Source organism: Streptomyces sp. NPDC004610, from assembly GCF_040609715.1.
GTDB lineage: Bacteria > Actinomycetota > Actinomycetes > Streptomycetales > Streptomycetaceae > Streptomyces.
The window spans coordinates 111,196-123,261 of the sequence record NZ_JBEXLA010000009.1 but is presented as its reverse complement, the minus strand read 5'-3'; the positions used below and the strand labels follow the sequence as shown (position 1 = coordinate 123,261).

Here is a 12,066-nt window from a genome sequence, read left to right as displayed (position 1 = left end):
TCCTAGACCGCGATCGGGGTGTAGACGGAATTCTTCTCGGCGCTCTCCTCGACGGCGGCCAGGACCCGCTGGACCTGGAGCCCGTCGGCGAAGGAGGGGGTGGGCCCGCGGCCCTCGGCGATGGCGTGCACCAGGTCGCGGGCCTGGTGGACGAAGGTGTGCTCATAGCCGAGGCCGTGGCCGGGCGGCCACCACGCCTCCAGATAGGGATGGCCGGGCTCGGTGACGAGGATCCGGCGGAAGCCGTTGTGCTCGTCGGGCTCGGTGGCGTCGTGGTACCAGAGTTCGTTCAGCCGCTCCAGGTCGAAGGAGAGCGAACCGCGCTCGCCGTTCAGCTCCAGCCGCAGGGCGTTCTTGCGGCCGGTGGCGTACCGGGTGGCCTCGAAGGAGGCCAGGGCGCCGGACGGGAAGCGGGCGGTGAACAGGGCGGCGTCGTCCACGGTGACCTCGCCGGTGCCCTCCGCCGCCGCGGCCGACAGCCCGCTGGCCGCGCCGGGCAGCGGGCGGTGCCGGACGAAGGTCTCGGTGATCGCGGAGACCCCGGCCAGCCTCTCCCCCGCCAGATACTGGGCCAGGTCGATGATGTGGGCGCCCAGGTCGCCGAGCGAGCCGGAACCCGCCTGGTCCTTGCGCAGCCGCCAGGTCAGCGGCGCGGCCGGATCGGCCAGCCAGTCCTGGAGGTAGGTGACCCGCACATGGCGCAGGGTGCCGATCCGGCCCTCGGCGACCATTCTGCGGGCCAGCGCGGTGGCGGGCACCCGGCGGTAGTTGAAGCCGACCATGGCGAGCTGGCCGCGGGCCGCGGCGGCCTCGGCGGCCTCGGTCATCGCCACCGCCTCCTCCACGGTGTTGGCCAGCGGCTTCTCGCACAGCACATGCTTACCCGCGGCCAGCGCGGCGAGGGCGATCTCGGCATGGCTGTCGCCGGGGGTGCAGATGTCGACGAGGTCGACGTCGTCGCGGGCGATCAGCGCGCGCCAGTCGGTCTCGGCGGCGGCCCAGCCGTGCCGGTCGGCGGCGGCGCGCACGGCCTGTGCGTCCCGGCCGCAGATCGCGGACATCATCGGGCGCAGCGGCAGATCGAAGACGCGGCCCACGGTCCGCCAGCCCTGGGAGTGGGCGGCGCCCATGAAGGCGTAGCCCACCATGCCGATCCGCAGCGCGGGTCTGCCGGCCGGGTCCGCGGTGCCGGTACCGGAGACGGCGGTCCGGTCCGACTCCGCCGCCCCGGCGTCGTCCGCCTGCTGCTGCGCGCCGGCGTCACTCGTTCCCGGCGTTGCGGCCGCTGCCCCTGCGGGCTGCTGCGGCTGTCCCATGGATCAGTCCTCTCGTCGTGGTGGCGCGGTGGGGGGTCGGGTCCGGTGTTCCGTCCGGGCGACGTGCGACGGGGCCGGGCGACGTGCGACGGGGCCGGCCGGCCTGCCGACACCGTCCCGGCGGCCGGGGCGTCCGCCCTGGCAACACGGTCCGGGTGCCAGCACCGGAACGCGGTCCGGGCATCGGTGCCGGTACCCCGGTCCGGCGTCGGTGCCGGTACGCGGTCCGGGCATCGGTGCCGGTACGCGGTCCCGGCATCGGTGCCGGTACCCCGGTCCGGCATCGGTGCCGGTACGCGGTCCGGTGCAAAGCCGGTACGCGGTCCGGGCCAGTGCGGGTACGCGGTCCGGGCATCGGCCCTGATCGCGGTCCGGGCCAGTCCCGGCACGCGGTCCGGGCATCAGCCCCGCTCACGTTCCGGGCATCGGGCCCGGCACACGTTCCGGGTGTCAGCCCCGATCACGGTCCGGGCATCAACCAGGCACGCGGTCCAGGCCAATCCCGGCACGCGGTCCGGGCATCAGCCCCGGCACGCGGTCCAGGCCAGCCCCGGCACACGGTCCGGGCACCAGCCCCGGTACGCGGTCCGCGGGGTCACGGGGATCGGGTCACCCCTGCGGACCGCGCACCGGTCGCGGCCGTACCGCCGGACAGGTCCCCGGCCGTACCGCCGACGGGCCCCGGTCGGGTCGCCGGTCAGGTCCCCGGACGGGTCCCCGATCGGCCACCGGTCGGGCCACGCCCAACCGGTGGCCCACCGAAGGACCGTCGACGAACCCGCCGACGAACCCGCCGACGGCGTCGACGGTCCCGCCCGGTCGCCTCGGAGTCGCCACCCGGGGTTCTCCCGGTGGCGTCTCCCGTAACGACCGACGCGGTGCCGCCCGCTGCCGGGGCGCACAGGGCCGCGGTGCGCGCCGGGCCCCTGGTCCCGGCGTTGCACTGCCGCGCCCCGTGCCCCGGATCCCCGCCGTTCCGGCTCTCGCGATTCCGGAACGCCCGGTTCTCCGGGGTTCAGGTACCCCGGCCGGACCGTCCGGGCGTCGCCGCCGCACGGCCGGACCGGGACCGGGAGAACTCCCGGGCCCCCGGTCCCGTCCGGCCGCGTTCTGCGTGCCCGGAACGGAACACCGAACCCTGGGCCCGTCCGCCCTCGTGTGCGGGCGGGCCCGGTCTCGGTGCCCCTACTTGAACCCGGTGGGCATGTACTGGTCGACGTTGGTCTTGTCGACGACGGCCGAGTACAGGGAGACCGACGCCGGGATCTCGAACTCGGCCATCCCGCCGACGCCCTTGCCCTGGCCGAGGGCGCGGGCGAGGTCGATCGCGGAGGCGGCCATCGTCGGCGGGTACAGGACCGTCGCCTTGAGGACGCCGCTGTCCTGCTTGATGGCCTGGAACGCGGAGAGCGCGCCCGCGCCGCCGACCATCAGGAAGCCGTCGCGCCCGGCCTGCTCGATGGCGCGCAGCGCGCCCACGCCCTGGTCGTCGTCGTGGTTCCACAGGGCGTCGAACTGCGACTGGGCCTGGAGCATCTGCGCCATCTTGGCCTGCCCGGACTCGACGGTGAAGTCGGCCGCCTGACGGGCCACCTTCTCGATGTTCGGGTAGTTCTTCAGGGCGTCGTCGAAGCCCTGGGTGCGCTGCCGGGTCAGTTCCAGCGCGTCCACCCCGGCCAGCTCGATGACCTTGGCGTTCTGCTTGTCCTTGAGCCGCTCGCCGATGTAGTGCCCGGCGTTGAGGCCCATGCCGTAGTTGTCGCCGCCGATCCAGCAGCGGTACGCCTGCGGGGAGTTGAAGATCCGGTCGAGGTTGACCACCGGGATCCCGGCCCGCATGGCCTTCAGCCCGACCTGGGTGAGCGCCTTGCCGTCGGCGGGCAGGATGACCAGGACGTCGACCTTCTTGTTGATCAGCGTCTCGATCTGGCCGATCTGGGCGGCGGTGTCGTTGGAGCCCTCGGTGATCTCCAGCGTCACGTCCTCGTACTTCTCGGCGCGGCTCTTGGCGTTGTCATTGATCGCGTTGAGCCAGCCGTGGTCGGCCTGGGGACCGGCGAAGCCGATGGTGACGGGCTTGCCGGGGGCGTCGGAGGCGGCCGGCTGCTCGTTGTTGGCCGGCTCGTCGTCCGCGGAGGACTCGTTGCTGGTGCATCCGGCGAGGAGGACACCCGCGCCGACGGCGGCGGTCCCGAAGAGCATTCCTCTGCGGCTGGTGAACTCTGGCATGGTGGCGAACCCTTTCCTCAAGTCGTGCTCGCGGTACGGCGCTGGACCAGCACGGCGGCGACGATGATCGCGCCCTTGGCGATCTGCTGGACGTCGCTCTGCAGGTTGTTCAGGGCGAAGATGTTGGTGATCGTGGTGAAGATGAGGACCCCGAGCACCGAGCCGACGATCGTGCCCCGGCCGCCGCTGAGCAGCGTGCCGCCGATGATCGCCGCGGCGATGGCGTCGAGTTCGTAGAGATTGCCGTTGGTGTTCTGGCCCGAGCCGGACAGGATGATCAGCAGGAAGGCGGCGATACCGCAGCACAGCCCGGAGAGCAGATACAGATACAGGCGCTGGCGGCGGACGTCGATCCCGGCCAGCCGGGCGGCCTCGGCGTTGCCGCCGACGGCGACCGAACGGCGCCCGAAGGTGGTGCGGTTGAGCAGCAGCCAGCCGATGACGGTGACCGCGGCGAAGACCAGGACCAGCGGCGGGATGCCCAGGATGTAGGCGTCGCGCTCCCCGAGGTCGAGGACGCTGGGGACGGTGACGATCTGGGTCTTGCCGTCGGTGATCTGGAGCGCGAGTCCGCGGGCCGAGGCCAGCATGGCGAGGGTGGCGATGAACGGCACCATCCCGCCGTAGGCGATCAGCACCCCGTTGACCAGTCCGCAGGCCACACCGACGATCACCGCGGTGAACAGGATGCCGAAGAAACCGTACTCCTGGGTCGCCACCGTGGTCGCCCAGACCGAGGCCAGGGCCACGATCGCGCCGACGGAGAGATCGATGCCGCCGGAGATGATGACGAAGGTCATCCCGACGACGACGACCCCGATGATCGACGCCTGGGTGAGGACGAGTTGCAGATTGCGGGTGTCCAGGAACTGGTCGGGCTTGGTGATGCCGCCGATCACGATCAGCGCGGCGAGCACACCGAGCAGCGACAGGGTGCGTACGTCGGTACGGAACAGCGTGGCACGCCAGGCGGGCGGTCCGCTCACCGGCGGCGCCTTGTCGGTGCTGTCCCGCGGCGGGGAGACGGGCTGCGTCATGACGCCGGGCTTCCTTCCATCACAAGGTCGAGGACGCGGTGTTCGTCCAGTTCCTGGGCCGGTGCGGTGTGCACGACCCGGCCCTCGCGCAGGACCAGGACGCGGTCGGCGAGGCCGAGCACCTCGGGCACCTCGCTGGAGACCAGCAGGACGGCGAGGCCCTCGTCGGCGAGGCGCCGGACGACGGCGTACAGCTCGGCGCGGGCGCCGACGTCCACACCGCGGGTGGGTTCGTCGAGCAGGAGGACCCGGCAGCCGCGCAGCAGCCAGCGGGCGAGGACGGCTTTTTGCTGGTTGCCGCCGGACAGGGTGCGGATCGGGACGGCGGGGTTGTCGGGCCGCAGGGACAGCTCGCGGGTGGTGGCGCGGGCCGCCTTCAGTTCGGCGCCCCGGTCGATCCAGCCGAGGCGGGCGAAGCGGGACATGGAGGAGACCGACACATTGTTGGTGACGGACTCCAGCATCAGCAGGCCCTGCGCCTTGCGTTCCTCGGGGGCGAGCCCGAGTCCGGCGCGCACGGCGGCGCGGACGCTGCCCGGCCGCAACGGCCTGCCGTCGACCAGGACCTGACCGGCCGTCGGTTTGCGGGCCCCGTAGATGGTCTCCAGGATCTCGGAGCGGCCGGAGCCGACCAGTCCGGCGAAGCCGACGATCTCCCCGGGCCGCACGCTCAGGTCGAAGGACTCGAACTCGCCGTCCCGGGCCAGTCCGCGGACCTCCAGCAGCGGATCGCGCGGCTTCGGCGCGGTGGGCCGCTCGGGGAAGACGTACTCCACGTTGCGGCCGGTCATCAGGGCCACCACGTCCTTGGTGGGGGTGGACTTGGCGGGCAGTCCGCCGGCCACCGCCCGGCCGTCCTTGAGGACGGTGACCCGGTCCCCGATCCGGCGGATCTCCTCCAGCCGGTGCGAGATGTAGACGACGGCGACCCCGTCGGCGGTCAGATCGGCCACGATCCGGAAGAGGTTGTCGACCTCGTCCGGGTCGAGCGCGGCGGACGGCTCGTCCATCACGATCAGCCGGACGTGGTGGGACAGCGCCCGTGCCATCGACACGATCTGCTGCTGGGCGGCCGACAACTCCCCCACCAGCCGGGCCGGGTCGATCTCGGGGTGGCCGAGACGTTTGAGGAGGGCCGCGGTGGAGGCGCGCGCGGTGCCGCGCTTCACGACGAATCCGGCGGCGGTCGGCTCATGGCCGAGGTGGACGTTCTCGGCGACGGACAGATGCTCCACCAGGTCGAGTTCCTGGTAGATGGTGGCGATACCGAGGCGCATGGCGGCGATCGGCGAGCGCAGGGTGACATCCTCGCCGAGCCAGCGGATGGTGCCGCCGTCCGGCTGGTGGGCGCCTGCCAGCACCTTGATCAGGGTGGACTTGCCGGCTCCGTTCTGGCCGAGCAGACAGTGCACTTCACCGGCCTGCACATCGAGGTCGACGCCGTCGAGGGCCCGGACGCCGGGGAACGACTTGGTGATGCCGGACATGCTGAGCAGCGGTGGTTCAGGTGCCATGTGGGTTCCCCTCGGCGGGCGGGCCGGGTTTCAGGGCAGAAGAGGACATAAAGAGGTAGGGAAGCGTCTACAAAAGGGGCAGATCACAGCAGGAAGGATCGTGGTGCCAAGAACACGCGGACCCGGGAGGGCAGGCCGCTGACACGAGTGACTGGCATGGCTCGACCAGCAGCCGCGAGAAACGCGACCGCCGCCGTGAGACGTTGCTTATAGCGTGAATGACTACTGACGCGGATGACTGCTTGCGCGGGCGAAATCTGACGCGGATAACTGCTTACGCGGGTGACTGCTTGCGCGGATGACTACTGACGCGAGTGACTACTGACGCGAGTGACCGCTTGCGCGGGCGAAAATGACGCGGGCGAGAAATGACGCGGGTGAAAACTGACGCGGGCGAAGACTTGCGCGGGTGACCGCTTACGCGGGTGAGTACAGATGGTCGCTGATCAGCCGGGCCGCGCCGATGACCCCGGCGGTGGGGCCGAGTTCACCGAGCACGATGGGCAGATTGCCGGTCGCCAGAGGCAGCGACTGGCGGTAGACCTGGGTGCGGATCGCGGCGAGCAGATTGTGGCCGAGGCCGGTCACTCCACCGCCGATCACCACGAGCCCCGGGTTGAAGAAGCTGACCAGGCCGGCGATGACCTGGCCGACATGGTTGCCGCCCTCGCGGATCAGATCGAGGGCGGTGGCGTCCCCCGCGGAGGCCGCGGCGGCGACATCGACGGCGCTGAGCGTGCCGGTCGCCTCCAGCCTGGCCGCGAGTTCCGGTGAGCGCCCTTGCTGGACCGCCTCCAGCGCGTCCCGCGCGAGCGCGGCACCGCTGAAGTGGGCCTCCAGGCACCCCCGGTTGCCGCAGGCGCACGGCCGTCCGTCGGGCACGGCCTGGATGTGCCCGATGTCGCCCGCGCTGCCCGTCGTACCGCGGTGGACCTCTCCGCCGACGACGATCCCGCAGCCGATACCGGTACCGATCTTGACGCAGAGGAAGTCGCCCACGGAACGGGCGACGCCCGCGTGCTGCTCCCCCATCGCCATCAGGTTCACATCGTTGTCGACCATCACCGGGCAGCCGAGTTCCTGACTGAGCGCCTCCCGCACGGGGAAGCCGTCCCAGCCCGGCATGATCGGCGGCGCCACGGGGACGCCCTCCGGGAAGCGGACCGGTCCCGGTACGCCGATCCCGGCCCCGTCGAACCCTTCGACCAGCCCGGACGCCTTGAGTTTGGCGGCCATGGAGAGGGCTTGCTCGAAGACCGCGACGGGTCCCTCGCGGACCTCCATGGGCTGGTTGATATGGCCCAGGATCTCCAGTTCGGCGTTGGTGACGGCGACGTCTATCGAGGTGGCGCCGATGTCGACGCCGAGAAAGCGCAGCCCCGGATTGAGCCGGATGTTGTGGGAGCGGCGCCCCCCGCGCGAGGCGGCGAGTCCGTCGGCGACCACCAGTCCCGTGTCCAGCAACCGGTCCACCTCGACCGCCAGTTTCGACCGGGAGAGGTCGATCTGGTCGCCGAGCTGGGCACGGGAGTTGGGGCCGCCGTCGCGCAAGAGCTTCAGCAGCCGGGCCTGATGGGCGTTAGCGGGTCGTGCGGTCATACGTCTCACGAGCCCCTCCCCGCCTCATATCGGCTGTCTCCGTGTGGCTTTCGAGGGGAACGTAGCAGTGGCTGCCGTGATGGGGAAGAACTTGCGCAGAGATTGCCGTCGACTTTTTCCACTGACAGGACAAAGAGGGGGTGAGGGAGGGTCGACGTGAGGAGATTGATGGCGATTTCTCCCGATTATCGACCCCTTACCTCGGAGGTCATCGACACCGGCGGGGCGGAAGAGAACGGTGGGACTCACGACTCACCCACCCCGACCCCTGGAGCCCGGTATGCCCGACCCCGACCCCGTCACCCCGCTCGCCGCCGTCCCCTTCGCCGTCGAACTGGGCGTGACCCTGGCGGAGGCGTCCCGGGACCGGGTCGTGGCGCACCTCGCCTGGTCCGCGCGGCTGAGCACGCTCGGCGGCGCGCTGCACGGCGGTGCGCTGATGACCCTGGCCGACACGGCGGGCGCGGTCTGCGCCCACCTCAATCTGCCGCCGGGCGCGGCGACCGCCACGGTGGAGTCGGGGACGCGTTTCTTCCGCGCGGTCCGCTCCGGCGCCGTCCGCGCCGAGTCCCGCCCACTGCACACCGGCCGCTCGTTCACGGTCGTGGAGACCCGGCTGTACGACGACGAGGGACGCGAGGTGGGCCGTACGACCCAGACCCAGGCGGTGCCGGCGCGCTAAGGGCGTGTCTTACGGATCTCCGCGGCGTAGCGACGCCCGGCACGCCCTAGTCGCGCGGGCGGTCGTGGTACGACCTGCGGGTGTGCTCGGTGTGGGCGCGCATGATCTGGGTGGCGCGGGGTTCGTCGCGGGCGGTGATCGCGGCGATCAGCTCACGGTGCTCGATCCAGGACTGGCGGCCCCGCTGCCGGGCCACCGGCGCGTAGTACCACCGCACCCGGCGGTCGACCTGGCGGGCGAGTTCGGCCAGCACCGTGTTCCCGGCCAGCTCCATCACCTTGGCGTGGAAGCGGGCGTTGAGCAGCACCGCCGCGTCCACATCATCGGCGGCGACGGCCCGCTCGCCCTCCGCGCACAGCTCCTCCAGCGCGGTGACCCCGGCCGTGCCGGCGTTGGCGGCGGCGAGCCGGGCGGCCTCGGCCTCCAGCAGGGTGCGGACGGTGAGCAGCTGGTCGGCCTCCTCCTCGGTGGGCTCATGGACGAACGCGCCCTGGGCGGGGCGCAGATCGACCCAGCCCTCGGTGTTCAGCCGCTGGAGGGCCTCGCGCACCGGCTGGCGGGAGACTCCGAGATGCCCGGCGAGTTCGCTCTCGACCAGATGCTGGCCGGGCTGGAGGGCGCGGGTGGTGATCAGCTCCAGCAGCGCTTCGTAGACGCGGTCGCGCAGTGGGCCGGGGCGCTCCAGCTTGGGCACAGCCCCCAGCGGCAGTCCTGTCGACAGCATCGCGGTCCCCCTCCTGGGCAGGCACTGCGGGCATTACTCCACGACAACCGTAATGACCGGGCAAAAGCAGTATCGATGGCAGTATCGATTGTCTTTCGTCTACAGTCTACGGCGCACCGATTCCAGGAAATCGGTCAGTTGGGCACATCACACCGCACCCCGCCCAGGGCGACGGCCGGGATCTGCCCGAACGGGCAACGCGCCACGCACACGCCCAGGGCGCCCCAGGACGTCACCCGGAGCGCCCCCGCCCCTCACTCAGGGGCAGCGGACGACCTGGCCCGCGTAGGAGAGATTGCCGCCGAAGCCGAACAGCAGCACCGGGTCGCCGGAGCCGATCTCACCGCGCTCGACCAGCTTGGACAGGGCCATCGGGATGCTCGCGGCGGAGGTGTTGCCGGAGTCGGTGACATCGCGGGCGACGACCGCGTTGACCGCGCCGATCTTCTCGGCGAGCGGTTCGATGATCCGCAGATTGGCCTGGTGCAGTACGACGGCGGCCAGATCGGCGGGGGCCAGCCCGGCGCGCTCACAGGCGGCGCGGGCGAGCGGCGGGAGCTGGGTGGTGGCCCAGCGGTAGACGGCCTGGCCCTCCTGGGCGAACCGGGCCGGGCTGCCCTCGATCCGGACGGCGTGCCCCATCTCCGGCACCGAGCCCCACAGCACCGGGCCGATCCCGGGTGTCTGACCGGCCGGCCCGTCCATCCCCTCGACGACGGCCGCTCCGGCGCCGTCGCCGACCAGGACGCAGGTGGTGCGGTCGGTCCAGTCGGCGACGTCGGACATCTTGTCGGCGCCGATCACCAGGGCGCGGGTCGCGGCCCCGGCGCGCAGGGTGTGGTCGGCGGTGGCGAGGGCGTGGGTGAAGCCCGCGCACACCACATTGACGTCCATCGCGGCCGGGGAGGGGATACCGAGCCGGGCGGCGACCCGGGCGGCCATGTTGGGCGAGCGGTTGATGGCGGTGGAGGTGGCGACCAGCACCAGATCGATGTCCTCCGGGCCGAGCCCGGCCGCGGCGAGCGCCTTGGCCGCGGCGTGCGCGGCGAGCTCGTCCACCGGCTCGTCGGGGCCCGCGATATGCCGGGTACGGATACCGACCCGGCTGCGGATCCACTCGTCACTGGTGTCGACCAGGCCCGCCACATCCTCGTTGGTGAGCACGCGGGCGGGCTGGTAGTGGCCGACAGCGGCGATACGCGAGCCGTTCATACGGGTGGGCCCCCCAAGGGTTCCGGGTCCGGGATCCACCAGTCTGATCAGTGACTCACGGGTATGGCGGCACGGGATGCCACAGGATTCACCCGCCCGAGTTGTCGGTTTCTATCAGCACCGACACGGCCCGCACGGCGTCCCCGGGCCCGCGAGGCCCTTCTCACCCGGTGAACAGCTGGGTCGCCTTCCGGGCCAGCTCAAGGATTCCGTAGGCCAGCGGCAGCCCGACCCAGAGCCAGGCGAACACGATCAGCGGACGGCGGTCAGGCGGACTCTGGCTGCGCTCGCCGGACATCGGCGGCCTCCCCGGGAACGTGGTGGTGGCGGGTGTGGACGGGCCGGACCAGCTCATTGGCGACAAAGCCGACGACCAGCAGCCCGATCATGATGAGGAAGGACAGTCCGTACAGCTCGGCGCCGGTCTTCCCGGCGCTCTCCTGCCGGTCGGCGATCCAGTTGACGATCAGCGGGCCGAGCACCCCGGCGATGGACCAGGCGGTGAGCAGCCGGCCGTGGATGGCACCGACCTGGTAGGTGCCGAAGAGATCCTTCAGATACGCGGGGACGGTGGCGAAGCCGCCGCCGTAGAAGGACAGGACGACCAGCGCGCACAGCACGAACAGCGGCTTCGAGGAGTCGCCGTAGAGGGCGATGAGGCCGTACATCAGGGCGCCGGCACCCAGGTAGAGGCGGTAGATGTTCTTGCGGCCGACGAGGTCGGAGGTGGAGGACCAGCCGATGCGTCCCGCCATGTTCGCGGCGGAGAGGAGCGCCACGAATCCGGCGGCTGCCGCCGCCGAGACCGGGGTGGGGGTGTCCGCGAAGAAGTCGGTGATCATGGGGGCGGCCTTTTCGAGGATGCCGATGCCCGCGGTGACATTCATGCACAGGACGATCCACAGGCACCAGAACTGGGGGGTGCGGAGGGCTTGGTCCGCGGTCACCTGGGGGCCGGTGGGGGTTGAGCGCGCCCGCGCGGCGGAGTCGCCGACCGCTGCGTCCCGCGCCCCTGGGAGGGGCGTCGGGGGGACCCTGACCAGCAGGACACCCAGTGTCATGAAGACCGCGTAGGTCAGGCCGTGGATCAGGAACGCCAGGGCGATTCCGTCACTGTCCGTGCCGAAGGAGTCCAGCATCCGGGCCGACCAGGGGGACGCGATCAGCGCGCCGCCGCCGAAGCCCATGATGGCGATGCCCGTGGCCATGCCGGGGCGATCCGGGAACCACTTGATCAGAGTGGAGACCGGCGAGATGTAGCCGATGCCCAGGCCGATGCCGCCGACGAAGCCGTAGCCGAAGACGATCAGCCAGTACTGCTCGGTGGCCGCGCCGAGGGCGGAGAGCAGGAAGCCGGAGCAGAAGCAGACCAGGGCGACGGTCATCGCCCAGCGGGGGCCCCGGCGTTCGACCAGGGTGCCGCCGAACGCGGCGGACAGGCCGAGCATCACGATGCCGAGCTGGAAGGGCAGCGCGCTCTGGGTGCCGCTGAGCCCGAGCGCCGATTCGAGCGGTGGCTTGAACACGCTCCAGGCGTACGCCTGGCCGATGGACAGATGGACGGACAGCGCTGCGGGGGGAACGAGCCAGCGGCTCCAGCCCACGGGAGCGATGGGGGGACTCATGATCCGGAACCGTAGGCAGACTCGGGGGCGTTGGAAAGCCGACGGTCAACCGTATGCGATGAGCGGTATGCACCGCGCGGCGAACGGTCGCGCCGGGAACGGTGGTTGCGCGGACCCTTGTCGACCCA

At 71.4% G+C, this 12,066-nt stretch carries 10 protein-coding genes; 1 reads left to right on the top strand and 9 read right to left on the bottom strand.

The genetic code is table 11. The features are described 5' to 3' along the window. Window positions 1-2: 2 nt before the first annotated feature. From ABZX40_RS12325 to ABZX40_RS12305, 5 genes are all read right to left on the bottom strand, one after another. Window positions 3-1,316: a Gfo/Idh/MocA family oxidoreductase gene (locus tag ABZX40_RS12325; RefSeq protein ID WP_355732320.1), complete on the bottom strand. Its 1,314-nt coding sequence runs from the start codon at window positions 1,314-1,316 to the stop codon at window positions 3-5. A gap of 1,185 nt (window positions 1,317-2,501) precedes the next feature. Beyond that, window positions 2,502-3,545: a substrate-binding domain-containing protein gene (locus ABZX40_RS12320; protein WP_355732322.1), complete on the bottom strand. Its 1,044-nt coding sequence runs from the start codon at window positions 3,543-3,545 to the stop codon at window positions 2,502-2,504. A gap of 17 nt (window positions 3,546-3,562) precedes the next feature. Next, the gene (locus tag ABZX40_RS12315) at window positions 3,563-4,582 is read right to left on the bottom strand and encodes an ABC transporter permease (RefSeq protein ID WP_355732324.1); all 1,020 of its coding nucleotides are present in this window, start codon (window positions 4,580-4,582) and stop codon (window positions 3,563-3,565) included. Further along, window positions 4,579-6,096 carry a sugar ABC transporter ATP-binding protein gene (locus tag ABZX40_RS12310; protein ID WP_355732326.1) on the bottom strand — a complete coding sequence of 506 codons (1,518 nt, stop codon included), beginning with the start codon at window positions 6,094-6,096 and terminating at the stop codon, window positions 4,579-4,581. Before ABZX40_RS12310 ends, ABZX40_RS12315 begins: the two co-directional genes overlap by 4 nt. Before the next feature lie 417 nt (window positions 6,097-6,513). After that, a complete protein-coding gene (locus tag ABZX40_RS12305; RefSeq protein ID WP_355732327.1) occupies window positions 6,514-7,695 on the bottom strand; it encodes an ROK family transcriptional regulator in 1,182 nt (393 codons plus the stop codon). 280 nt (window positions 7,696-7,975) lie between these two features. On the opposite strand from ABZX40_RS12305, the gene ABZX40_RS12300 reads away from it, so the two are divergent. Beyond that, the gene (locus ABZX40_RS12300; RefSeq protein ID WP_355732328.1) at window positions 7,976-8,377 is read left to right on the top strand and encodes a PaaI family thioesterase; all 402 of its coding nucleotides are present in this window, start codon (window positions 7,976-7,978) and stop codon (window positions 8,375-8,377) included. Between the two features lie 46 nt (window positions 8,378-8,423). Here the strand turns inward: ABZX40_RS12300 and ABZX40_RS12295 are convergent, their stop codons facing one another. The 4 genes from ABZX40_RS12295 to ABZX40_RS12280 all read right to left on the bottom strand — a co-directional run bounded on the left by ABZX40_RS12295 (window position 8,424) and on the right by ABZX40_RS12280 (window position 11,938). Next, window positions 8,424-9,101: a GntR family transcriptional regulator gene (locus tag ABZX40_RS12295; protein ID WP_355732330.1), complete on the bottom strand. Its 678-nt coding sequence runs from the start codon at window positions 9,099-9,101 to the stop codon at window positions 8,424-8,426. A 258-nt stretch (window positions 9,102-9,359) separates the two neighbouring features. Beyond that, window positions 9,360-10,313 (bottom strand): beta-ketoacyl-ACP synthase III, encoded by a 954-nt coding sequence (locus ABZX40_RS12290; protein ID WP_355732331.1) that lies wholly within the window; start codon window positions 10,311-10,313, stop codon window positions 9,360-9,362. Between the two features lie 163 nt (window positions 10,314-10,476). Next, window positions 10,477-10,611 carry a hypothetical protein gene (locus tag ABZX40_RS12285; RefSeq protein WP_355732333.1) on the bottom strand — a complete coding sequence of 45 codons (135 nt, stop codon included), beginning with the start codon at window positions 10,609-10,611 and terminating at the stop codon, window positions 10,477-10,479. Further along, the gene (locus ABZX40_RS12280) at window positions 10,580-11,938 is read right to left on the bottom strand and encodes an OFA family MFS transporter (protein WP_355732335.1); all 1,359 of its coding nucleotides are present in this window, start codon (window positions 11,936-11,938) and stop codon (window positions 10,580-10,582) included. The genes ABZX40_RS12285 and ABZX40_RS12280 overlap by 32 nt, the downstream gene beginning before the upstream one ends. Window positions 11,939-12,066 lie beyond the last annotated feature (128 nt).